The sequence below is a fragment of the Pseudomonas oryzihabitans genome (genome assembly GCF_001518815.1).
In the GTDB taxonomy this organism is placed as follows: Bacteria; Pseudomonadota; Gammaproteobacteria; order Pseudomonadales; family Pseudomonadaceae; genus Chryseomonas; species Chryseomonas oryzihabitans_E.
The window spans coordinates 4,604,541-4,628,655 of record NZ_CP013987.1 but is presented as its reverse complement, the minus strand read 5'-3'; the positions used below and the strand labels follow the sequence as shown (position 1 = coordinate 4,628,655).

The following is a 24,115-nucleotide window of genomic DNA, read 5'->3' as shown; positions in this document are numbered from 1 at the left end:
GGAAGCCGGTAGTCTGCGCAGGACGCTGGCCATGACGCTTCCCAAGCGTCGCCCTGCGCCGGACAATTCGTGAGACGAACCCCCTGCGGCGCGCGTGGTCAGTTCGCAGATCGCGCCTCTTCCACCGATAAGGACAATCATGAGGGCTCTCCGCCTTGCTTCCCTCTGCCAGGTAACGGTTGCTCTGACCCTGGTGACACTGTTACCGGGCTGCTCCCAGGAACAACCTCCCACCGAGGAACTGGCGCGGGTGGTGGTGGCGCAGTTGAGTCCCGTGAACGATACCCAGCGCATCCCCTTCACGGGCGATATCCAGGCGCGGGTACAGGCGCCGCTCGGTTTCCGGGTGAGTGGCAAGATCAGCGAGCGTCTGGCGGACGTGGGTGACCGGGTGCACGCAGGCCAGGTGCTGGCGCGGCTGGATCCCCAGGATCTGCGCAACAACCTGGCCGCCGCCCAGGCACAGGTGGAGGCCCAGGAGGCTCGTGCGCGCCTGGCACGTATCGATTTCGAGCGTCAGGCGGCGCTCCTGCCCAAGGGCTATACCAGCCGCAGCCAGTATGACCAGGCCCAGGCCACGCTCGAAGGCGCTCGCAGCGCCCTGCAGACCGCCGTGGCCCAGCGCGACGATGCGCGCAAGCAGCTTGGCTATACCGAATTACGCGCCAGCGCCGCGGGCGTGCTCACCGCTCGCCACGCCGAGGCCGGGCAGGTGGTGCAGGCCGGTGCGGCGATCTTCGATCTGGCGGTCAGCGGCGAACTCGATGCCGTCTTCGATCTCTACGAATCCCTTGCCCGCGAACTCAAGGTCGGCCAGACCTTGCCCATCGCCTTGCAGGCACAGCCCGCGGTCGCTACCCAGGGCACCCTGCGCGAGATCGCCCCAACGGTGGCCAGCAGCGGTACGGTGCGCATCAAGGTACAGCTTGACCGGCCGCCCGCCGCCATGACCCTCGGCGCGGTGGTCAATGCGCAGGTGGAGGGCGTGGCCGGACAGGGTTTCGCCTTGCCCTGGACGGCGCTGAACGGCACCACCGATCAGCCCGCCGTCTGGCGCCTCGATGAAGAGGGTCGGGTCAGCCTGCAACCGCTGCGCATCGAGCGTTATACCCGCGACAGCATCATCGTCAGCGATGGCCTCAAGGCCGGCGACCGCATCGTGGTCGCCGGTGGCCAGGCGCTGAGCCCTGGCCAGAAGGTCGAGGTCGCCGAGCGGTCCACCTTCAACGAGGTGCGGCCATGAAGCCTTGGCTGCCGCTCTGCCTGCTGCTGGTCCTGGCCGGCTGTTCCGACGACGAGGCCCCGCCACCGCCGATCAGACCGGTAGCGACCCTGACCCTGAGCGCACCGCCGCCCCAGCGTGAGGTTTTCGCCGGCAGTATCCAGGCACGCTACGAGAGCGTACTGGGCTTTCGCGTCGGCGGCCGCATGACCCGGCGCCTGCTGGACGTGGGCCAGTCGGTTCGGCGCGGCCAGCTGCTGGCGGCGCTGGACCCCACCGACCAGGACAATGCCCTGCGCAGTCGCCAGGGCCAGACCGCCGACGCCGACGCCCAGTGGCGCGATGCCCGCAACGATGCCAGGCGTCAGCAACAGTTGTTCGACCAGGGCGTCGGCTCACGCTCCCAGCTGGACCAGGCACTGACCCGGTTGCATACCCTGGAGGCCGCGCGCGAACAGGCCCGGAGCGCCGAGCGCCAGGCTCGCGACCAGCGCAACTATGCCGAGCTCTACAGCGATTTCGACGGGGTGATCACCGCCTGGCAGGCCGAGGTTGGCCAGGTGGTGTCCGCCGGTCAGCCGGTGGTACGCGTTGCCCGCCCGGACATTCGCGAGGCGGTGCTGGATCTCCCGGCGCCGGCCATCGACCACCTCAGGCTTGAGCAGCCGCTAACGGTGCGCATGGCGCTGGACCCGGACGTCGCGGTGACGGGGCGGGTCCGCGAGATCGAGCCCCAGGCCGATGCCACCACCCGCACCCGGCGGGTACGCCTGACCCTGGATAATCCACCCGCCGCGCTGCGCATCGGCAGTCTGGTACAGGGTGAGCTGGAAGCGCCGCCGATCGCCGGCCTACCGCTGCCGGCGAAGGCGCTACGCCGCCAGGACGGTCAGACCTTGGTCTGGGTGGTGGAGGGCAAAGGCGAGCAGGCGCGGGTGCGTCAGCGTCCGGTCGAGGTCGTCCGCGAGGCCGAGGGCCTGGCGTGGATCGGCAAGGGGCTGAGCGCCGGTGAGCGGGTAGTGATCGCGGGCGTCAACAGTCTCGAGGAGGGACAGCGGGTGAAGGATCAAGAGGGCGCACGGCCATGAAAGGCTTCAACCTGTCGGACTGGGCGCTACGCCACCAATCCTTCGTCTGGTACCTGATGTTCGTCGCCCTGCTGATGGGCGTCTTCTCCTATATGAAGCTGGGCCGGGAGGAAGACCCATCCTTCGCCATCAAGACCATGGTCATCCAGACCCGCTGGCCGGGGGCGACCACCGAGGAGACCCTGCGTCAGGTCACCGAGCGGGTGGAGAAGAAGCTCGAAGAGCTGGACTCCCTTGACTACACCAAGAGCTTTACCCGGCCGGGCCAGTCGACCGTGTTCGTCTATCTGCGCGACACCACGCCGGCCAAGGCGATTCCTGACATCTGGTACCAGGTACGCAAGAAGGTCTCGGACATTCAGGGCGACTTTCCCCAGGGCATCCAGGGGCCGGCCTTCAACGATGAATTCGGCGATGTCTTCGGCAGCATCTATGCCTTCACCGGCGACGGCTTCAGCATGCGCCAGCTGCGCGACCAGGTGGAGCAGGTGCGCCGCGAGATCCGCAGCGTGCCGGGCATCGGCAAGGTGCAGCTGATCGGCGCGGAAAACGAGGTCATCTACCTGGACTTCTCCACCCGAAAACTGGCCGCCCTGGGGCTGGATCAGCGCCAGGTGATGCAGAGTCTGCAGCAGCAGAATGCGGTGACGCCCTCGGGAACCATCGAGTCCGGGGCCGAGCGCATCAGCGTGCGCACCAGTGGCGAATTCCGTTCCACCGCCGATCTCGCCGCGGTCAATCTGCGCATCGACGACCGCTTCTATCGCCTCACCGACCTGGCCGACATCCGCAGCGGCTACGCCGATCCGCCCAGTTCGCTATTTCGCTACAACGGCCAGCCGGCCATTGGCCTGGCCATCGCCATGAGCAGCGGCGGCAACATCCAGACCTTTGGCGCGGCCCTGACCGAGAAGATGCGTGAGCTGACCGGCGAGCTGCCGGTGGGCATCGGCGTGCACGTGGTCTCCAACCAGGCGCAGGTAGTGGAAAAGGCCGTCGGCGGCTTTACCCAGGCGCTGTTCGAGGCGGTCATCATCGTGCTGGTGGTGAGCTTCATCAGCCTGGGCGTGCGCGCCGGCCTGGTGGTGGCGCTGTCGATCCCCCTGACCCTGGCGCTGGTGTTCGTCTTCATGGAATACAGCGGCATCACCATGCAGCGGATTTCCCTCGGCGCGCTGATCATCGCCCTGGGCCTGCTGGTGGACGACGCCATGATCACCGTGGAGATGATGGTGACCAAGCGGGAGGAGGGCGAGTCGCTGCACCGCTCGGCGACCTTCGCCTACGAGTCGACCGCCTTCCCCATGCTCACCGGCACCCTCGTGACGGTGGCCGGCTTCGTGCCCATCGGCCTCAACTCCAGCAGTGCCGGCCAGTACACCTTCACCCTGTTCGCGGTGATCGCCGTGGCGCTGTTGCTGTCCTGGATCGTGGCGGTGTTCTTTTCGCCAGTGATCGGCGTGCACATCCTGCCGAAAAAGGTGAAGCAGAAGGATCATGACCAACCCGGGCGCCTGGCGCGCTGGTCCGATGGCCTGCTGCTGGGCGCCATGCGTCATCGCTGGCTGACCATCATCCTGACGGTGCTGCTGTTCGCCGCGGCGCTGTTCGCCATGAAGTTCGTGCAGAACCAGTTCTTTCCGTCTTCGGATCGTCCCGAGCTGTTGATCGACTTCAATCTGCCGCAGAATGCCTCCCTCGACGCCACGCGGGCGCAGATGGACAGATTCGAGAAGACCCTCGCCGACGATCCGGATGTCGCCCACTGGAGTTCCTATGTCGGCCAGGGCGCGGTGCGCTTCTATCTGCCGCTGGACCAGCAGCTGGAGAACCCCTTCTATGGTCAGGTCATCCTGGTGGCCAAGGACCTGGAAGCGCGCAACCGGCTCCTGCCCAAGCTCAAGCAGCGGCTGCGCCAGGACTTCGTCGGCCTGTCCGGCTACGTCCAGCCGCTGGAAATGGGCCCGCCGGTGGGGCGGCCCATCCAGTACCGCATCAGTGGCCCTGAGGTCGCCGAGGTACGTCGCCAGGCCCTGGCCCTGGCCAGCGTGCTGGGCAAGAGCCCCCAGCTGGGCGACTTCCTCTACGACTGGAACGAGCCGGCGCGGATGCTCAAGGTCGAGGTCAATCAGGACAAGGCGCGGCAGCTGGGCTTCTCCTCCCAGGACGTGGCGCAGATCCTCAACGGCGTGGTGACCGGCACCCCGGTGACCCAGGTGCGCGACGACATCTATCTGGTCAACGTCGTGGCCCGCGCCAGCGAAGCCGAGCGGCGCTCGGTGGAGACCCTGGAAAATCTACAGATCATGACCCCCCAGGGTGTCGCGGTGCCGCTCAAGGCCTTCGCGCGCATCGACTACGCCCTGGAGCAGCCGCTCGTGTGGCGGCGTGATCGCCTGCCCACCATTACCCTCAAGGCCTCGATTCTCAGCGACACCCAGGCGCCCGACCTGGTCAAGCAGCTGCAGCCGGACGTCGATGCCTTCATCGCCAAGCTGCCGCCACGCTATGACGTGGCCGTGGGCGGCACGGTGGAGGAGAGCAGCAAGGCCCAGGGTCCCATCGCCGAGGTGGTGCCGCTGATGCTGTTTCTCATGGCCACCTTCCTGATGATCCAGCTGCACAGCATCCGCAAGCTGTTCCTGGTGGCGAGCGTGGCCCCCCTCGGCCTCATCGGCGTGGTGCTGGGGCTGATCCCCTTCGGCCAGCCGCTGGGCTTCGTCGCCATCCTCGGGGTACTGGCGCTGATCGGCATCATCATCCGCAACTCGGTGATCCTGGTGACCCAGATCGATGCCTTCGAGCAGGCAGGGCGCTCGCCCTGGGATGCCGTGGTGGAAGCCACCCGGCACCGGCGGCGTCCCATTCTGCTGACCGCGGCGGCCGCCAGCCTGGGCATGATTCCCATCGCCCGCGAGGTGTTCTGGGGGCCCATGGCCTATGCGATGATCGGCGGTATCGTCGCGGCGACGCTGCTCACCCTGCTGTTCCTGCCGGCGCTGTACATCGCCAGCTATCGCATTCGTGAGCCAGAGCGTCAGGGCTGATCGGAAGGCAAAAAAAACGGCCTTCTGGCGGAGGTCTCTACGGAAGACATCTGCCAGAAGGCCGCAAGGAGCTATCCAAGGAGCCGCTGCCGGAGGGAAGGATTCGCGCGGACAGAATGTCGAATCCACAGCAGCTCACCGCACCACTATCGTGCGTGTGACTTTTTCAATAAAGTGACGGCTTGACGAAACTCCATTGCGAAAAAGGCAATAATGGATATCTTCCAAGGCATGCGCATCTTCGTCCGGGTCGTGGATCTGGGTAGCCTCACGGCCGCCGCCCATACCCTCGACCTGTCCACGGCCCAGGTGTCGCGCCTGTTGGCGGAGCTGGAAAGCCATCTGCAGACGCGCCTGCTGCACCGCACCACCCGGCGGCTGGCGCTGACCGAGGCCGGTGAGCGCTACCTCGAACGCTGCCGGCGCATCCTGCAGGACGTCGGCGAGGCCGAAGCCGAAGCCAGCGGGGCGCATCTCAAACCCCATGGCCATCTGCGCCTGCACTCCATGACCGGCCTGGGTACCCAGTTGCTGGCACCGCTGGTGTCACGCTTCTGCGCCCGCTATCCGCATGTGGAGATCGTCATGACGCTCTCGCAGAACCATCCGGCGCTGCTGGAGGATGGGCATGACATCGCCATCACGCTGGACACCGAACTGGCCGATTCGGATTTCGTCGCCCAGCGCCTGGGTGGGGTCTACAGCGTCGTCTGCGCGGCGCCCAGCTACCTGGCGCAACGCCCGGCGCCCAAGGTGCCGGCCGAACTCGCCGAGCACGATTGCCTGCGCCTGATGGATCCGAATTTTTCCGAGCGCTGGGTCTTCGCCGGTCCCGAAGGCGAACTGCAGGTGGCGCCGCGCTATGTCTTCCAGGTCAATGTGGCCGAGGCACTGGCCAGCGTGGCGCGGCAGGGCATGGGCATCTGCCTGCTACCCAGCTATATCGCGGTCAACTACCTGCGCGACGGCAGCCTGGTGCGGCTGCTGCCCAACTTCCGCCTGCGCGAGCGCAATATCCATGCGCTCTACCCCTCGCGGCGCTTTCTCGACGCCAAGATCAAGACCTGGATCGACTTCCTCAAGGAAGAACTGCCCGAGCGCCTGCAGGTGGAGAATCTGGTGCTGGAAGATCAGCGGTACTGGGCCAAGGACTAAGCCAGAGCTTGTTGCAGGTTCTGTAACAGTGATTTAGTTAGCATGCTATTTATTAGGCTGCGTTCATTGCCTAGAATGGTCCTGTACCCCGATGAACACATTCCTTTGAGGAGTTCGCCATGAAACGCCCTCTGTCCGCCCTGTTGCTGACCCTTGCTGCCCTGACCTCCGCCCAGTTCGCCGCTGCCGATGACAATCCCAGCCTGAGATACAAGCTGATCGACCAGAACCACGCCGCCATGCAGCACTACGGCGATCAGGCCGCTCCGGCCGCCAACCTGCGTCGCTGAGCCGCTCCGTTTTCGAAAGACCACCCCTCTTTGCTCCTTTGGTCTTTCTCAGCCGCACCCTCTGGGTGCGGCTTTTTTATATCTGCGGCACACTGAGTCTCTGACCTTGTCGAGGTGCTCATGACCGCCACTCCCGCTCAACGACTTGCCCGCCTGCGTGCCTTCCTGGCCGAACAGGGCGCCGATGCCTGCCTGATCCCCAGCGCCGATCCCCACCTGTCCGAATACCTGCCCGAACACTGGCAGGGCCGTGCCTGGCTGTCCGGCTTCACCGGCTCGGCCGGCCTGCTGCTGGTGACCCGGCATGCCGCCGGCGTCTGGACCGACAGCCGCTACTGGGAGCAGGCCACCCAGGAGTTGGCGGGCAGCGGCATCGACCTGATGAAGCAGGTTGCCAGCCAGCCCCAGGCCCACCTGCAGTGGCTGGCCGACCAGGTGCCCGAGGGTGGCACGGTGCTGGTGGACGGCCAGGTGCTGTCCCTCGGTTCCGCCGCCGCCTTGCGCCGGGCCCTGGAGCCCAAGGGCATCCAGCTGCGCACCGACCGCGATCCGCTGGCAACGATCTGGAGCGAGCGCCCCGTGCTGCCGGTGGCGCCAATCTATGCCCACGCCGCACCCCATGCGCCCCAGCCGCGCAGCGCCAAGCTTGCCCAGGTGCGCCAGGCCATGGCCGACGCTGGCACCGCCTGGCATTTCATCTCCTCCCTGGACGACATCGCCTGGCTGCTCAACCTGCGTGGCGCGGACGTGCCCTACAACCCGGTGTTCCTCGCTCATCTGCTGCTGGGTCAGGACAGCTGCCAGCTGTTCATCGACCCGGCCAAGGTGCCGGCCGAAATCCGCGCGGCCCTGGTGGCGGATGGCGTGACCCTGACCGACTACAGCCAGGCCGCCGCCGAACTGGCCCGGCTGCCGGTCGGTAGCCGCCTGCTGGTGGACCCCGCGCGGGTCACCCTGGGGCTGGTCGAGGCCGCGCCCCAGGGCGTCGAGCGGCGCGAGCAGATCAATCCTTCGACCCTGCTCAAGGCGTGCAAGACCGCCGAGGAGGCGGCCCAGGTGCGCACGGCCATGGAAGAGGATGGTGCGGCGCTCTGCGTCTTCTTCGCCCGCTTCGAAGCAGCCCTGGCCCGTGGCGAGCGGCTCACCGAGCTGACCGTGGACGAGTGGCTGACCGAGGCACGCGCGGCGCGACCCAACTTCGTTTCCCTGAGCTTCGCCACCATCGCCGGCTTCAATGCCGGCGGGGCCCTGCCGCATTACCGGGCGACCGAGGAAGCCCATGCCGAACTCCAGGGCGACGGCCTGCTGCTGATCGACAGCGGCGGCCAATACCTGGGTGGCACCACCGACATCACCCGGGTAGTGCCCATCGGTACGCCCAGCGCTGCCCAGCGCCGAGATTTCACCCTGGTGCTCAAGGGCATGCTGGCACTGTCGCGGGTGCGCTTTCCGGCCGGTGTCGCCGCGCCCATGCTCGATGCCCTGGCGCGCGAGCCGATCTGGGCCGCCGGTATCGACTACGGCCATGGTACCGGCCATGGCGTGGGCTACTTCCTGAATGTGCACGAAGGCCCCCAGACCATCTCCTTCTATGCCACGGTCACCCCGCATCACGTCTTGCGCGAGGGCATGATCACCTCCAACGAACCGGGCATCTATCGCCCCGGCCAGTGGGGCGTGCGGCTGGAGAACCTGCTGCTGTGCACCCGGGCGGAAAGTACCGAATTCGGCGACTTCCTGGCCTTCGAGACCCTGACCCTCTGCCCGCTGGATACCCGCTGCCTGGATCTCGCCCTGCTGCGTGCCGACGAGCTGGACTGGCTGGACAGCTATCACGCCGAGGTCCGCCGCCGCGTGCTGCCGCTGGTAGAGGGCGCCGCCCGCGACTGGCTACTGGCGCGTACCGAACCCGTCGCGAGGACTGCCGCATGAGCAGCAACGCCCAGCAATTCGCCAGTGACAACTATTCCGGCATCTGCCCGGAAGCCTGGGCGGCCATGGCGGCGGCCAACGTCGGTCACGAGACCGCCTATGGCAACGACACCTGGACGGCGCGCGCCGCCGATCGCTTTCGCCAGCTGTTCGAGACCGACTGCGAGGTGTTCTTCGCCTTCAACGGCACCGCGGCCAACTCCCTGGCCCTGGCGGCGCTGTGCCAGAGCTACCACAGCGTGATCTGCTCCGACACCGCCCACGTCGAGACCGACGAATGCGGCGCGCCCGAGTTCTTTTCCAACGGCTCCAAGCTGCTGCTGGCACCGGCGTATCAGGGCAAGCTGACGCCAGGCGCCATCCAGCAGATCGCCACCAAGCGCGCCGACATCCACTTTCCCAAGCCACGCGCGGTGACCGTCACCCAGGCCACCGAGGTAGGCACCCTCTACGGCCTCAACGAACTGCAGGCGATCAGCGCCACCTGCCGTGATCTCGGCCTGCACCTGCACATGGATGGCTCACGCTTTGCCAACGCCGTGGCTGGCCTGGGCTGCACGCCGGCCGAGGTGACCTGGAAGGCCGGCGTCGACGTGCTCTGCTTTGGCGGTACCAAGAGCGGCATGGCGGTGGGGGAAGCGATCCTCTTCTTCAACCGTGACCTGGCCGAAGACTTCGAGTACCGCTGCAAACAGGCTGGCCAGTTGGCCTCCAAGATGAGATTCCTCTCCGCGCCCTGGCTTGGCGTTCTGGAGAACGACGCCTGGCTGCGCCACGCCCGCCATGCCAACGCCATGGCCCAGTTGCTGGCCGAGCGGGTGCGCGACGTGCCCGGGGTGGACTTCATGTTCCCGGTGGAAGCCAACTCGGTGTTCCTGCAACTGTCCGAGCCGGCACTGGAATTCCTGCGCAGCCGCGGCTGGCGCTTCTACACCTTCATCGGCAGCGGCGGCGCCCGCTTCATGTGCTCCTGGGACACCGAAGAGGCGCGGGTACTGGAACTGGCCGCGGACATCCGCCTGGCGATGGAGGGTTAGGGCGTATCGTAGCCAGAGTGGCGATAGACCGTAGGTTGGGTTGAGACAACTCTATCGTCGAAGCCCAACATTGTCGGCTCCCGGGGCACTGTTGGGCTTCGCTGCGCTCAACCCAACCTACGGCAGCTCGTAGGGGCGGCGGTATCGGCGGACCGCCATGGCCGCGATCACACCTGGCATAGGGTGTATCGCGGCCATGGGCCGCTCCTACGGGATTCGCTTCTCTCATCCATCGGTACCCATTCCCATGTGGAAAACGTTGCGTGGTTTTCCACGCTGCGGCGTTCACCGGGGACGCCATCCCCGTCAGCCGTTACCATGGCCTCTCTCTTCACCATCCCCGGCGATCCATGGCCAAGAAGTCCGGTAAAACCCTCACTGCCGCGGTCAATCCCGGCGCCCCCACGCTCATTGACGTGGCCCGGGTCGCCGGGGTGTCGCCGATCACCGTGTCCCGGGCGCTGAATCGCCCGGAGATCGTCAGCGAAGCGGCGCGCACCAAGGTGCTGGCGGCGGTGCAGGCCACCGGCTATGTGCCCAATCTGCTGGCCGGCGGCCTGGCTTCGAACCGCAGTCGCCTGGTGGCGCTGTTCGTGCCGACCATCGTCCACTCCATCTTCGCCGAGACCGTGCAGGCACTGATGGCGCGCCTGTCCCAGGCCGGCTACCAGACCCTGCTGGGCCTGACCGGCTACAGTGCCGAGCAGGAAGAACAGCTGCTGGCCGCGGTGCTGGGGCGCAAGCCCGATGGCATCGTGCTCACCGGTACCCTGCATACCGTGGCCAGTCGCCAGCGTCTGGCCACGGCTGGCATTCCGGTGGTGGAGTCCTGGGACCTGGGTGAGGCGCCGCTGGACATGCAGGTGGGCTTTTCCCACGAGGCGGTGGGCCGTGCCCAAGCCGAGCACCTGCAGGCGCGTGGCTATCGCCGCTTCGCCGTGGTGTCGGTGGACGATCCGCGCGCGCTGCGCCGCTGTCGCAGTCTGGTGGCGCGCCTGGCCGAGCTGGGGTTGCCAACACCGCCGGTGGAAATCCTGCCGGCCCCTGCCCTGGTGGAGTCCGGCCGGGCCGGATTACGGCAGCTGCTCGCCCGTGGAGAAACCTTCGACGTGGTGGTGTGCAGCTCGGATACCGTCGCCCAGGGCGTGATGGCGGAAGCCGCGAGTCGCGGTCTGCGCCTGCCCGAAGACCTGGCGGTGCTGGGTTTCGGCAATCTTTCCAGCGCGGCCCAGATGCATCCGGCGCTGTCGTCGGTGAGCGTCGAGGGTGACCGCATGGGCACCCTGGCGGCGGAGGCTCTACTGCAGCGGTTCAGCGAGGGTGGCTGCCCTCGCGAGGCCGTGCGGATCGACACCGGTTTTCACATCATCGACCGCGCGACGACCTGACCGCCGGCATTCACGTCGTTAGACGTCATACTTGTATGGTTGCGCAATCATGGCTTAGTCTTGGCCTACCGTAAGGCCTGAGACACCTTGTCGCATCTTTCTATGATTGCGCAATCATTTCTCCAGCCGCGTCTTCAATAAAAACAATCACGCAAGAGGGATCCCCATGGATGCCACAAGACCGACCCGAGTGCGCTACCTGATCCTGTTGATGCTGTTCGTGGTGACCACCATCAACTACGCCGATCGCGCCACCATCGCCATCGCCGGCTCCAGCCTGCAGAAAGACCTTGGCATCAGTGCCGTGACCCTGGGCTACATCTTCTCCGCCTTCGGCTGGGCCTATGTGGCCGGGCAGATTCCCGGCGGCTGGCTGCTGGATCGCTTCGGTTCGAAGAAGGTCTATGCCGGCAGCATCTTCTTCTGGTCCTTCTTCACCCTGCTGCAGGGCTTGGTCGGCGGCCTGCCGGTGGCCTGGGCGGTGACCACCCTGTTCCTGCTGAGATTCCTGGTCGGCCTGGCCGAGGCGCCGTCATTCCCGGGCAATGCGCGCATCGTCGCCGCCTGGTTCCCCACCGCCGAACGCGGTACCGCCTCGGCGATCTTCAACTCGGCGCAGTACTTCGCCACCGCCCTGTTCGCGCCGATCATGGGCGGCATCGTCTTCCACTTCGGCTGGGAGCATGTCTTCGTCATCATGGGTGCCCTGGGCATCCTGTTCTCCCTGGCGTGGCTGAAATACATCCACAATCCCAAGGAGCATCCGCGCATCAATGCCGCGGAGCTGGCGCACATCCGTGACAACGGCGGGCTGGTGGACATGGACAACAGCGCGCGCCAGCGGGATGGCGGGCCCAAGTGGCACTACATCGCTCAACTGCTGACCAACCGCATGATGCTGGGCGTCTACCTGGGCCAGTACTGCATCAATGCCATCACCTATTTCTTCCTGACCTGGTTCCCGGTGTACCTGGTGCAGGAGCGCGGCATGACCATCCTCAAGGCCGGCTTCATCGCCTCGCTGCCGGCGATCTGCGGCTTCATCGGCGGGGTGCTGGGCGGGGTGATCTCCGACTACCTGCTGCGCCGCGGCCATTCCCTGACCTTCGCCCGCAAGCTGCCCATCGTCTGCGGCCTGCTGCTCTCCACCACCATGATCTTCTGCAACTACGTCGATGCGGACTGGATGGTGGTCGGCTTCATGACCCTGGCCTTCTTCGGCAAGGGTATCGGCGCCCTGGGCTGGGCAGTGGTCGCGGATACTTCGCCCAAGCAGATCGCCGGGCTGTCCGGCGGCCTGTTCAACACCTTCGGCAACCTGGCCTCCATCACCACGCCCATCGTCATCGGCTACATCATCGCCGCCACCGGCTCCTTCAAGTGGGCGCTGGTCTATGTCGGCGCCAATGCCCTGGTGGCCGTGTTCAGCTACCTGTTCATCGTCGGCCGTATCCAGCGCGTCGAGCTGCGTACCGCCGACGGCGAGATCCTGGGCACGACCCAGCCTGACCCGGCCCGGGCCTGATCCCGAGCGGAGGATAAGAAGATGCAACTGATCGATCACCGTGATTCGCCGCGCTACATCAAGCTCCATCCCCAGGACAATGTCGGGGTGGTGGTCAACGAACCGGGCGTGGCCGCCGGCACCGCCTTCGGCGATGGCCTGACCACCGTCGAAGCCATCCCCCAGAGCCACAAGGTCTCCCTGGTGGACCTGGTCGAAGGCGCCGAGGTGGTGCGCTACGGCGAGGTCATCGGCTATGCCCTGCAGGACATTCCGGCCGGCAGCTGGATCACCGAGGCGCTGCTGCGCATGCCGGAGCCGCCTGCGCTGGACAACCTGCCCAAGGCCACGGCGCCCGGCCAGGTGGGCGAACCCCTGGAGGGCTATACCTTCGAGGGCTTCCGTAATCCGGACGGTAGCGTCGGCACCCGCAACATCCTGGCGGTGACCACCACCGTGCAGTGCGTGGTGGGGGTGCTGGACCACTGTGTCGAGCGGGTACGCAAGGAGCTCCTGCCGCGCTATCCCAACGTCGACGACGTGGTGCCCCTGTCCCACAGCTATGGCTGCGGCGTGGCCATCAACGCACCCGATGCGGTGATCCCGATCCGCACCCTGCACAACATCAGCCGCAATCCCAACTTCGGTGGCCAGGCGCTGGTCATCGGCCTGGGCTGCGAAAAGCTGCAGGCCAGCCAGCTGATGCCCGGTGATGATCTCACCGCCGGGCAGAACGAAGAGGAGTGGCTGTTCCGCCTGCAGGATTCGGCCAATGGCTTCACCGGCATGGTCGAGCAGATCATGGGTCTGATCGAGGCGCGCCTGGAGGTGCTCGACCAACGTCGCCGCGAGACGGTGCCGGCGTCCGAGCTGGTGGTAGGCATGCAGTGCGGTGGCAGCGACGCCTTCTCCGGCATCACGGCCAACCCGGCCCTGGGCGTGGCGGCCGACCTGCTGGTGCGGGCCGGTGCCACCGTAATGTTTTCCGAGAACACCGAAGTGCGCGACGGCATCCACCTGCTGACCCCGCGCGCCGCCACCCCCGAGGTGGCCGATGCCCTGATCCGCGAGATGGACTGGTACGACCGCTACCTGGAGCGGGGCATGGCCGATCGCAGTGCCAATACCACCCCTGGCAACAAGAAGGGCGGGCTGAACAACATTGTCGAAAAGGCCATGGGGTCGATCGCCAAGTCGGGCACCAGCCCTATCGCCGGGGTCATCGCGCCCGGGGAGAAGATCAGAGGCAAGGGCCTGTACTTCGCCGCCACCCCGGCCAGCGACTTCATCTGCGGCACCCTGCAATTGGCGGCCGGAATGAACCTGCACATCTTCACCACCGGTCGCGGCACCCCCTATGGCCTGTCCATGGTGCCGGTGATCAAGGTCTCGACCCGCACCCAGCTGGCCGAGCGCTGGCCGGACCTGATCGACATCGATGCCGGACGGGTGGTGAGTGGGCGGTTGTCGCTGGAGGAGATGGGCTGGGAGATCTTCCAGTGCTACCTGGACGTGGCCAGCGGTCGCCGCCAGACCTGGGCCGAGCGCCATCGTCTGCATAACGACCTGGCGTTGTTCAATCCGGCCCCGGTGACCTGATAGGTGCGGCAATAAAAAAGGCCGATCCCCTTGGGAACGGCCTTTTTTTATGCGGTGACTTCACGTCGGTTCGGTAGCGGCAACGTGATCGTCGCGGCGCCCCTAGTCGCCCAGGGCTCGACCGCTGACTGGCCGCAGGTGCTGCTGGCCGTCGTCTTCCGGATCGCGCATCAGCACGTAGCCGAGGATGATGCCGACGAAAAGGTTGCCGACGCCGATATCGAACAGGTCGGTGGTCCAGCCGATCAGGCAGAGGCAGAAGGCAATGGCCAGCAGGGTGTGGCTCAGGCGGTCAGGGTTGGTGTGCAGGCGGATGAATACCGGCAACTGCATGGCATAACCGAGGATGCCGACGACACCGAACACGCACCAGAGATAGACCACGCTGCTGTCACTGGTGACGAACAGATCGATCCCCGGAATCGGAAAGGCGGCCATGGAGCTGCCGAACAGGCCGAAGCCGGCGCCTTCCAGGGTCCAGCCATGGCGCGTCATCTCCGCCACCACATTGGGCCAGGTGTTGACCAGGCGATCATAGAAGGACGCCAGACCGCTGTCGCTCATCACCACCAGCGGATCGAAGTCGCGCACCAGGCTCAGCACCGGCAGCAGCATGCCGCCAAGCACGGCGAGCAGGATCAGGATGTAGGTCGGCCACTGGAAGCGGCGGGTCATCATCAGCGCCAGGGTGAAGGCGAAGGCCGCCGCCGGCGCCTTGCTGGTGGTGAGCAGGATGCCGAAGAAGCCGATCAGGGCGACGACCAGCCAGAGCGTCTTGGAGCGGGCGAATTGCGCCAGGAACAGGCAATAGACCGCGATCAGCGCGGCCAGCACGTTGGATACCCGGGCGAAGCCGGCGATGCGGTCCTCTTCGCCGGCGACCCACTGGGTATTGCCCGCGATGTCGTTGCCGCCCAGGTTGTAGCTGTAGCCTTTCCAGGGAACCGAGGTGAACTTGTCCAGGGCGATACCGATCAGGCAGGCGATCAGCAGCACGAACATGGCCCGGCCCAGCAGCTTGCGCTGCTTGAGCAGTTCGCGGCCGCAGACCAGGCCGAACAGCAGCGGGCTGTAGACGAACAGCGAGAACAGCACGTTGTTGAGGGTCCCGCCATGCAGCAGGGCGAGGGCGGCGTAGGCCAGGCCGGCGAACAGGCCCACCCAGATCACCCTGGGCAGCTTGACCGTCGCCACTTGCAGGGCGAACAGCGCCAGGCAGGCGATCTTGGGCAGATAGACCAGCGCCGAGGCGCCGACCATGTCCAGGGCATAGCGCAGAAAGCCGGAAAAGGTCTCGACGACCAGCAGGCTGATGGCAGTCCACACCATGAGGGTGGAATAGCGCCATTCGAGCACGCGCTGGAAGGGGGAGGGGGTGGCGGTTGCAACCGACATGATGATCATCCCTGTCTTGATGCCGATGGCGTAATGGGCCACCAGTCCTGACGTAAAAGCGAGGCCCGCCAGGGCACGCCACCTTGGCGTTACCGACGGACTGCAGAAGCAAAGGCGCAAAGGCGGGCACGCTACCGCCAGCGACCGTCGAGAACGGGCACGGCAGCAGCGCGAGACGTAAGCCGAATGGATGATAGCGGAGGGCTTGCAGCGCCTGTCAAACGGCGCCGGGCCGACCGGAAATCCTCAACGCGGATATCAGAAGCAGGCCACAAAAAGCCCGCTATTTGACCATCCGCCAGGTCAGCGGATAGCGGTAGTCGCGGCCCTGATTGGCCTTGATGCCGGCGATCACCGTCAGCACGAAGGCCACGCAGGCCACCAGCAACATCAGCGGAAAGCCGATCAGCACCCACACCAGCAGCCAGCAGATCATGTGCAGCAGGGTGACGGTGAGCTGGAAGTTCAGCGCCTCCTTGCCCTGGCGGTCGATGAAGGGGTCGTCCTCGCGCTTGAACTGCCAGACCACCAGCGGGCCTATGACGTTGCCGATGAAGGGCACGACGAAGCCCAGGAAGGCGGCGTAGTGACAGAGCATGGCCCAGCGCCGGGCTTCGGCGCTGGGGGCGGGGACGAGATCGTGCATGAGGACTTCCTTACTCGCCGCGCAGGGCGGCTTGCTGGATCTCGAACAGATCGCGCAGGCCACCCTGGGCCAGTTCGAGCATGGCGTTGAGTTCGGCTGGCTGGAAGGGCGCGCCTTCGGCGGTGCCCTGGACTTCGATGAAGCCACCGGCATCGGTCATGATCACGTTGAGATCGGTCTCGGCGGCGGAGTCTTCCAGGTAGTCCAGGTCGAGTACCGGGGTGCCCTGGTAGATGCCCACGGAGATGGCGGCCACCATCTGCTTGAGCGGATTGCCCTTGAGGTTGCCGCGGCGCTTGAGCGCGCCCAGGGCATCGACCAGGGCGACGCAGGCACCGGTCACCGAGGCGGTGCGGGTACCGCCATCGGCCTGGATCACGTCGCAGTCGATGTAGATGGTGTTCTCGCCCAGCTTGGACAGGTCCACGGCGGCGCGCAGCGAACGGCCGATCAGACGCTGGATTTCCAGGGTGCGACCACCCTGCTTGCCCTTGGCGGCTTCACGCTGGTTCCGCTCGCCGGTGGCGCGGGGCAGCATGCCGTATTCGGCGGTGAGCCAGCCCTGGCCCTTGCCCTTGAGAAAGCGCGGCACCCCGGCTTCGACGCTGGCGGTGCAGATCACCTTGGTGTCGCCGAATTCCACCAGGACCGAACCCTCGGCGTGCTTGGTGTATTGACGGGTGATGCGGATGGGGCGCAGCTGATCGGCGGCGCGGCCACTGGGACGCTTCATTGCGGGCTTCCTGTAAGGCATGGGTATCAGGTCCATAGTATAGGGAGCGTCCGGCTCATGCGACACGGATGCGTTGGGTCGCTCCGATCAGGTGCGCTAGAATCGTGCGTTTTACGTGCGTGGGAGGTCCGGATCGCTCCGGATCCCGCGCATCGCCAGACGAGGATCCTGCCATGGTGCACAGCATGACGGCGTTCGCCCGGGTCGAGCAGCCGGGGCCCCAGGGCACCCTGAGTTGGGAGCTGCGCTCGGTCAATCACCGTTACCTGGAGCCGCACCTGCGGCTGCCCGAGACCTTTCGCGACCTCGAATCCGGGGTGCGCGAGGCGCTGCGGCGCCGTCTGTCGCGGGGCAAGGTGGAATGCGTGCTGCGCGAGGCGCGCGACGAGAGCGCGGCCCTGCGTGTCGATGCCCGCCGGGCGGCGCAACTGGTGGCGGCCGCCGAGGACGTCGCGGCGCTGATCGCCCGCCCTGCCAAGCTCGATCCCCTGGCCGTGCTGGCCTGGCCGGGCGTGCTGGCGGGTGCCGAGGTGGATGGCGCCGAGCTCAAGGCCCAGACCCTGGCGCTGTTCGAGACGGCGCTGGATGAATTGCTCGAAGGTCGGCTCCGCGAGGGCCATGAACTTGGCCGGCTGATCGAAGAGCGGCTGGTTCAGTTGCTGGCGGAGGTGGCGACACTCAGGGCGCTGCTGCCCGAGCTGCTGGCCCTGCAACGGCGGCGTATCCTCGAGCGCTGCGCCGAGGCCGGCGTCGAGTTCGAGCCGGCGCGACTGGAGCAGGAACTGGTGCTGCTGGCGCAAAAGAGCGACGTGGCCGAGGAGCTGGACCGCCTGGAGACCCATGTGGCCGAGGTGCGGCGGGTCCTGGCCGGCAGCGGCGCGGCCGGGCGGCGCCTGGACTTCCTCATGCAGGAACTCAATCGCGAGGCCAACACCCTGGGCTCCAAGGCCATCGACGCCCGTGCCTCCCAGGCAGCCATCAATCTCAAGGTGCTCATCGAACAGATGCGTGAGCAAGTGCAGAACATCGAATAGGCGGACCTCCATGACAGCCCTTCCCGGCACCCTCTACATCGTTTCCGCGCCCTCCGGTGCTGGCAAGACCAGCCTGGTCAAGGCCCTGCTGGACGCCCTGCCCGACATTCGCTTGTCGGTCTCCCACACCACCCGCGCCATGCGCCCGGGTGAGGCGGACGGCGTGAACTACCACTTCGTTGACTGCGCGACCTTTACCAGCCTGCTCGAACACGGCGATTTCCTCGAACACGCCGAGGTATTCGGCAACTATTACGGCACCTCCCAGGCCGCGCTGGAGCGCGACCTCGCCGAAGGCCACGACCTGATCCTGGAAATCGACTGGCAGGGCGCCGAGCAGGTACGTCGCAAGCTGCCCCACGCCCAGTCGATCTTTATCCTGCCGCCCAGCCAGGCCGCCTTGCGCCAGCGCCTGGACAATCGTGGCCAGGACAGCGCCGAGGTCATCGAACGCCGTATGCGCGAGGCGGTGAGCGAGATGAGTCACTATGTCGAGTACGACTACCTGATCATCAACGACGACTTCGCCAGCGCCCTGGAGGATCTCAAGTCGATCTTCCGCACCCGCCAGCTGCGCCTGGATCGCCAACAGCGCCGCCACGACGACCTGCTGGTGGATCTGCTGGGCTGATGCCCGTCCCTCGACCCGCGCCATCAACGCGGGTCGCCTTGTTTCCCGTTACCCCGCCTGTGTCTGCAGGACCCTTTGCAAAGGGTCTAGAGATATTTTGTTACATCTGTGTCCGGCGATTTGGACCCTGATCGGCGCATGTCGATTTTTTGGCATCCAATTGATTCATCTTATTTTATATGCAGCTTTTCCGTCGTTAGTGGATTAGCTTCGCTGCCTATAAAGTATTTCCCAGGGTTTTATATAGCTTTATAAAGCGCTGTTGCGTGAAGGTTGTTAGCCCGGCGTAACTATGGCGATTAACCCGTCATAATCTTTTCTATTTGTTTTAAAAAAGTGCAGCTAGCCTTGTTAGTGGCGCGGCATCGAAACTGCTTTCATGAATGAAGCCATTTCGATATTGCCGGCGTCTGGTCGAATGACATGCGATGTTTTAAAGCGTGAACAGGATTCGCGGGGGCAGCCTTGTGATAAGGGACTCACCTGTCCGTCATTTCTGTAAAGGCTTCTAAGTCGCGTGTTTGGCGGATCTATTCGGTATCCATGCCAAAGAAGTGCTGTTCTCACGCTAATGCAATAAAGGGAGATTTCGACATGAAGTTGAAAGTTATGGCAGCTCTACTGTTGTCCGCCGCACTGGGGTCCACGGTTCAGGCCGCGGAGTCTGGGAATAGCGATCCTTACTTGCGATTGAAGGTGTTGGGTAATGAAGGCTTCGTGCTGAAAAGATTGAGGGTGGCAGATACCAAGATCGTCTCGGGCAGTGAATATGACTGCCTGGTGGTTGGCCCTAGCGTGGTTGTCGATGAGAACATCAAGAGGGAGATCAACAACGCCCTCGATCAAGGTAAGCGGGTACTTTTTGACAACCAGCCTGGACAGCAGGTCGCCACCGAGAACGCGGCCAAGGCACTCGGCATGAGCGTTGAGGCGGACGCCCTGATGGTGCACAAGCCCAAGGATGCGACGGGGCTGCTGATGACCCCCGTCGATCGCCCGCGGCAGTCCGATGCGCTGTCCGAAAGCAAAGTCGCCAGCAACAAGAAGCAGGAAACGGAAAACACCATCGAAAATGTCTTTGGTATCTAGGGAGTGGAAGCCATGAATACCTTCGTGAAATCGACTCTGGACGGTGCGCTCGGCTTCGTGCTTTCGACCGGGCTGGTCCAGGCTGGCGAATGCTTCACCGATCACACGGAGCCGGCGATGCTAGGCGATGGGTCTCGCGCCTTCGCTACCCAGCAGGCACGCAACAAGTGGGAAGACTGGATCTGGCGCGGACCGCTCTTCGTGTGTTCGAGCAGAGGCACCGTCGACTGTACCTACGCCTGGGGCGAGACCAAGACATCCAGTTATGGCTGGTCGGTAGGGGTCAAGATCAACCCGGACAAGCTGCCCTTCGTCGGCAAATACCTCACCATTCTCGGTGTCGATGGCAGCTACAAACAGGATCGCTCGATGAGCACCTCCTTTACCTGGAGTGTCAGGGTGCAGCCGGGTTATCGCGTGCAGCCGATTCAGGTGATCGAGCGCCGTTGGAAGAGCGGCCAGTTCCGCGGTGCCTGGGTACAGAATGGCAGCTGTTCGGTAGGTGTAGGCCAACCGGCAGGCCGTCACTGGTACGAGTGGGATTCCAAGCGGGTGATCGGCAATTGGAGCGGCAACCTGGAGGTCAGCCGTTACGCCACCTACCACGTCTACCGCTAGGCGGGGCAGGGTGCCGACCGGGTCGTTGCGACCCGGTCGGTTTGCGATCAGAGCTTGATCCAGGTCGCCTTGAGCTCGGTGTACTTGTCGAAGGCGTGCAGGGACTTGTCGCGGCCGTTGCCGGACTGCTTGAAGCCGCCGAAGGGCGCGGTCATGTCACCGCCGTCGTACTGGTTGACCCAGACACTGCCGGCGCGCAGGGCGCGGGCGGTCTTGTGCGCCTTGGAGATGTCGCGGGTCCAGACCGCGGCGGCCAGGCCGTATTGGGTGTCGTTGGCGATCTGCACGGCTTCTTCGGCGGTGTCGAAGGTGATCACCGAGAGTACCGGGCCGAAGATCTCTTCACGGGCGATCTTCATGGCATTGCTCACGCCATCGAAGATGGTCGGCTCGACATAGACGCCGCCGGTTTCCTCCAGGGTGCGCTTGCCACCGGCCACCAGGGTGGCGCCTTCGGCATGGCCGGCTTCGATGTAGCGCAGCACGGTTTCCAGCTGGGTGGTGTCCACCAGGGCGCCGACGTTGGTGTCCGGGTCCAGGGCGTGGCCGGGCTTCCAACCCTTGAGGGCCTCGATCACCAGCGGCAGGAACTCTTCCTTGATGGAGCGCTCCACCAGCAGGCGCGAGCCGGCGGTGCAGACCTCGCCCTGATTGAAGGCGATGCCGCTGGCGGCGGCCGCGGCGGCGTCCTTGAGGTCGGGAGCATCGGCGAAGACGATGTTGGGGCTCTTGCCACCGGCCTCCAGCCAGACCCGTTTCATGTTGGATTCGCCGGAATAGGCCAGCAGTTGCTTGGCGACCCGGGTGGAGCCGGTGAAGACGATGGTGTCGACGTCCGCGTGCAGGCCCAGGGCCTTGCCGACCTGATGGCCGTAGCCCGGAAGCACGTTGAACACCCCGGCCGGGATGCCGGCCTGCTGCGCCAGCTGGGCGACGCGGATGGCGGTCAGCGGCGATTTCTCCGAGGGCTTGAGCACCACCGAGTTGCCGGTGGCCAGCGCCGGGCCGAGCTTCCAGCAGGCCATCATCAGGGGGAAGTTCCAGGGCACCACGGCGGCGACCACGCCCACGGCTTCGCGGGTGACCAGGCCGAGCTGATCGTGGGGGGTGGGAGCGACCTCGTCGTAGAGCTTGTCGATGGCCTCGGCGCTCCAGCGAATGGCGTTGGCCGAGGCGGGCACATCGATCTTCAGGGAGTCGGCGATGGGCTTGCCCATGTCCAGGGTTTCCAGCAGCGCCAGCTCTTCGGCATTGGCCAGCAGCAGGTCGGCGAAGCGGATCAGCACACGCTTGCGCTGGGCGGGCGCCAGGTGCGCCCAGGTGCCTTTCTGGAAGGCGGCGCGGGCGGCGGCCACGGCCAGGTCGGCGTCGGCGGCGTCACAGCTGGCGACCTTGGCGAGGAAGCGCCCATCCACCGGGCTCAGGCAATCGAAGATGGCGCCGGAGGCGGCGTCGACATAGGCGCCGTCGATGAAGGCGCGACCTTCCAGGGTGAAACCTTGGAAGCGCTGCTCCCACTCGGCGCGGCTGGGCAAGCTCATGGGTGACTCCTCGCTAATGGCGGTGAGCAGCCACCCTAAACCGGCCCGGAAGGGTTATCAATATATTTGACAGTTGGCCGGCTGGAGCGTCGAAACGTGCGTTTTATCGAACGCTGCGCTGCCGCTGACGACTCAAGGTCAAGGCTGGGCGGGCGGTCGCCAGGGCGACACGGCGCTGCCGCGGCTGGAAGCACTGGCGAGTGAGCGGCGATTCGACGGTCGCGTCCAGGTCATCGAGCCAGCCATCGACGGCATCTTCCAGGGCTGCGACGGTGAGCTGCCCCAGCACCTGGTGGGCGATGAGATTGCCCAGGCTGGGGGCGGCCGGCGCGCGGGCAGCGCCCCACCAGGCGGCGAAGCGCTCCTGGATGCCTTCGAGCAGGCGGTGGACGCGGTAGGCCGCGGCCAGCAGCGCCAGGCTGGCCGAGGGCGCCTGGGCCAGGGCGGCCGGAGCGAAACCGGCCAGGGCACGTTCGAGGACCCCGGCCAGCGGTGCTTCGAAGGCCACTGCCCGCGCCTGCAGCAGCAGGGCTTCGAGGGCGTCGGGCACCTTGTCGACATAGGCACTGGCGAAGCGCTCCAGGGCCGCGCCGCGGGTGGCATCGGCGCTGGCCGTGCGCGCCGCCTGGTCGGCGAAGGTGCGGCTGGCCTCGCCACTGTCCCGAGCACGCACCTGGGTGGTCTGGATCACGAGGCGCAAGGCGGCGGTATTCATGGCAGGGTCCTGCAGGGGTGAGCTGTGTTGGACGCCTCCAGGGTTAGCGGGTCACACCGTTCGTCCGGTGCCAGCGGCCATCAGTGCCGCAGCATGAAGGTGTCGTATTCCAGGTCGTCCAGTACCCGATCCAGCCGGTGCAGGCCGAGCAGCACGCAGCAGGCCAGGGAGACGGTGAAACCGTAGCCGAAGAAGCTCGGACCCAGTTCGATGCTGAGCAGGGTCAGCGCCAGGTTGAAACCCAGGAAGAGGGTGCAGAGCATCAGCACGGTGTCGCGCCGGTCCAGGTAGAAGAAGACGTTGAGCAGCGCCATGAACACCACCTGGATGCTCACGCCCACCACGTCGATGTAGAACAGCGGCAGGTAGTAGTGCGACATGCCGAGCCAAGCCAGCAGCTGCGGCGCCAGCAGGAACACCAGGACCAGGGTCAGGCCCTGGACCTTGCAGATCTCCAGGAGGCCCTGGCGGATGGCCAGGATCATCTGCTCCTTGAGCTGGCTGATGTGCTGCAGGGTCTCGCCGCCGCGCACCGCGTTGAATACCCGCTCGTACCATTCGGCGAAATCGGTCTCGATGCGTACCAGGAACACCGCCATGCCGGGGATGATGGCGAGGTAGGCGAGAAAGATCGGCAGGTCGTAGAGGATGGAGGCGCGCAGGGGGCCGATGACGGCATCGGAGGTCAGCGGATTGAACCAGAAGATGAATTTGTCGACCCAGATGCCCAGGTTGTAGAACAGCCCGGTCGCCAGCAGGCTGAGGAAGATCTGCTTGCGGTCGAGGAAGTCGAAGGCCACCAGGCGATCGGCCGGGTACTCGCGGATGATGTCGTAGAGAAACATGAACAGCAGGGCGGCGTGGCCCAGCAGCAGGGCCATCAAGAGGCCGTCCATGCCCAGGAAGCGCAGCACGAAGGCGGCGGCGATCATGATGGCGTAACCCAGGGTCATCACCACCAGGATGCGGTTGTAGGCCTTCATCCCGGACAGGAAGATGATCACCAGCCAGAGGTCGCAGAGGGTGACGAAGTTGGCCAGCACCAGCAGCCGGTAGGCGAAGGGCTGGTCGAACAGGGTGGCCAGCAGCACGAAGCCCAGGCCGCCAGCGACCAGGGTCACCAGCAGCAGGATGCCCACCAGATTGGGCAGGATGCTGGTCTGCTTCTCCTCGAACAGCCGGTCCGAGACGAAGCGGGTGAAATACAGCTGCAGGCCGCCCGTCAGGATCAGCGAGCTGGCCATGAGGTAGGTCACGGTGACCAGGAACTGGCGGATCAGCACGCTGGGGGTGACGATGCCGGTGGCCAGCACGCCGATCAGCATGACGCTGATGATCGAGAGCACCCAGGGGCCGGAACTGATCAGGCCGGCATAGACATAGGCGCGCAGGGTGGCGGTGTAGGAGTCACGCGCGAGGATCTTGCGCAGTTCGAAGCCGATGCCGGCCAT

The 24,115-nt window shown here is 65.5% G+C and carries 20 protein-coding genes; 14 read left to right on the top strand and 6 right to left on the bottom strand.

Going from position 1 to position 24,115, the window contains the following annotated elements; translation table 11 throughout:
• Positions 1-139: 139 nt before the first annotated feature.
• The 10 genes from APT59_RS21065 (at position 140) to garD (ending at position 14,262) form a co-directional block, all read left to right on the top strand.
• Complete coding sequence (locus APT59_RS21065; protein WP_156428980.1) at positions 140-1,243, top strand: efflux RND transporter periplasmic adaptor subunit; 1,104 nt, start codon at positions 140-142, stop codon at positions 1,241-1,243.
• Complete coding sequence (locus APT59_RS21060; RefSeq protein WP_059316625.1) at positions 1,240-2,310, top strand: efflux RND transporter periplasmic adaptor subunit; 1,071 nt, start codon at positions 1,240-1,242, stop codon at positions 2,308-2,310. Before APT59_RS21065 ends, APT59_RS21060 begins: the two co-directional genes overlap by 4 nt.
• Entirely contained in the window at positions 2,307-5,357 is a 3,051-nt protein-coding gene (locus APT59_RS21055; RefSeq protein ID WP_059316624.1) for an efflux RND transporter permease subunit, read from the top strand. Before APT59_RS21060 ends, APT59_RS21055 begins: the two co-directional genes overlap by 4 nt.
• A 213-nt stretch (positions 5,358-5,570) precedes the next feature.
• Positions 5,571-6,512, top strand: a complete 942-nt coding sequence (locus APT59_RS21050; protein WP_059316623.1) for a LysR family transcriptional regulator — start codon at positions 5,571-5,573, stop codon at positions 6,510-6,512.
• A 119-nt stretch (positions 6,513-6,631) separates the two neighbouring features.
• On the top strand, positions 6,632-6,802 hold the full coding sequence (locus tag APT59_RS22605) for a hypothetical protein (protein WP_167348573.1): 171 nt from the start codon (positions 6,632-6,634) through the stop codon (positions 6,800-6,802).
• Between the two features lie 120 nt (positions 6,803-6,922).
• The gene (locus APT59_RS21045; protein ID WP_059316622.1) at positions 6,923-8,734 is read left to right on the top strand and encodes an aminopeptidase P family protein; all 1,812 of its coding nucleotides are present in this window, start codon (positions 6,923-6,925) and stop codon (positions 8,732-8,734) included.
• Positions 8,731-9,771, top strand: coding sequence for a low specificity L-threonine aldolase (locus APT59_RS21040; RefSeq protein ID WP_059316621.1), 1,041 nt, complete (start codon positions 8,731-8,733; stop codon positions 9,769-9,771). Before APT59_RS21045 ends, APT59_RS21040 begins: the two co-directional genes overlap by 4 nt.
• Before the next feature lie 350 nt (positions 9,772-10,121).
• Positions 10,122-11,159 carry a LacI family DNA-binding transcriptional regulator gene (locus APT59_RS21035; protein WP_059316620.1) on the top strand — a complete coding sequence of 346 codons (1,038 nt, stop codon included), beginning with the start codon at positions 10,122-10,124 and terminating at the stop codon, positions 11,157-11,159.
• 166 nt (positions 11,160-11,325) lie between these two features.
• Positions 11,326-12,684: an MFS transporter gene (locus APT59_RS21030; protein ID WP_059316619.1), complete on the top strand. Its 1,359-nt coding sequence runs from the start codon at positions 11,326-11,328 to the stop codon at positions 12,682-12,684.
• A gap of 21 nt (positions 12,685-12,705) precedes the next feature.
• Positions 12,706-14,262: a galactarate dehydratase gene (gene garD, locus APT59_RS21025; RefSeq protein WP_059316618.1), complete on the top strand. Its 1,557-nt coding sequence runs from the start codon at positions 12,706-12,708 to the stop codon at positions 14,260-14,262.
• Positions 14,263-14,364: 102 nt separating this feature from the next.
• Here the strand turns inward: garD and APT59_RS21020 are convergent, their stop codons facing one another.
• The 3 genes from APT59_RS21020 to rph all read right to left on the bottom strand — a co-directional run bounded on the left by APT59_RS21020 (position 14,365) and on the right by rph (position 17,036).
• On the bottom strand, positions 14,365-15,657 hold the full coding sequence (locus tag APT59_RS21020; RefSeq protein ID WP_059316964.1) for a hypothetical protein: 1,293 nt from the start codon (positions 15,655-15,657) through the stop codon (positions 14,365-14,367).
• Between the two features lie 283 nt (positions 15,658-15,940).
• Positions 15,941-16,303: a DUF4870 domain-containing protein gene (locus APT59_RS21015; RefSeq protein ID WP_007161419.1), complete on the bottom strand. Its 363-nt coding sequence runs from the start codon at positions 16,301-16,303 to the stop codon at positions 15,941-15,943.
• Between the two features lie 10 nt (positions 16,304-16,313).
• Positions 16,314-17,036, bottom strand: a complete 723-nt coding sequence (gene rph / locus APT59_RS21010) for a ribonuclease PH (protein ID WP_058791176.1) — start codon at positions 17,034-17,036, stop codon at positions 16,314-16,316.
• Positions 17,037-17,209: 173 nt separating this feature from the next.
• Here rph and APT59_RS21005 point away from each other — a divergent pair, with 173 nt between their 5' ends.
• From APT59_RS21005 to APT59_RS20990, 4 genes are all read left to right on the top strand, one after another.
• Positions 17,210-18,070, top strand: a complete 861-nt coding sequence (locus APT59_RS21005; protein ID WP_059316617.1) for a YicC/YloC family endoribonuclease — start codon at positions 17,210-17,212, stop codon at positions 18,068-18,070.
• A gap of 10 nt (positions 18,071-18,080) precedes the next feature.
• A complete protein-coding gene (gene gmk, locus APT59_RS21000; RefSeq protein ID WP_059316616.1) occupies positions 18,081-18,701 on the top strand; it encodes a guanylate kinase in 621 nt (206 codons plus the stop codon).
• 594 nt (positions 18,702-19,295) lie between these two features.
• Positions 19,296-19,790, top strand: a complete 495-nt coding sequence (locus tag APT59_RS20995) for a hypothetical protein (RefSeq protein ID WP_156428979.1) — start codon at positions 19,296-19,298, stop codon at positions 19,788-19,790.
• Between the two features lie 12 nt (positions 19,791-19,802).
• On the top strand, positions 19,803-20,408 hold the full coding sequence (locus APT59_RS20990) for a hypothetical protein (RefSeq protein ID WP_059316614.1): 606 nt from the start codon (positions 19,803-19,805) through the stop codon (positions 20,406-20,408).
• Positions 20,409-20,455: 47 nt separating this feature from the next.
• Here APT59_RS20990 and APT59_RS20985 read toward each other — a convergent pair whose 3' ends face one another.
• From APT59_RS20985 to pelG, 3 genes are all read right to left on the bottom strand, one after another.
• Positions 20,456-21,949, bottom strand: a complete 1,494-nt coding sequence (locus tag APT59_RS20985; RefSeq protein WP_059316613.1) for an aldehyde dehydrogenase — start codon at positions 21,947-21,949, stop codon at positions 20,456-20,458.
• Between the two features lie 103 nt (positions 21,950-22,052).
• Positions 22,053-22,664, bottom strand: a complete 612-nt coding sequence (locus APT59_RS20980) for a hypothetical protein (RefSeq protein ID WP_059316612.1) — start codon at positions 22,662-22,664, stop codon at positions 22,053-22,055.
• Positions 22,665-22,744: 80 nt separating this feature from the next.
• Complete coding sequence (gene pelG, locus APT59_RS20975) at positions 22,745-24,115, bottom strand: exopolysaccharide Pel transporter PelG (protein WP_059316611.1); 1,371 nt, start codon at positions 24,113-24,115, stop codon at positions 22,745-22,747.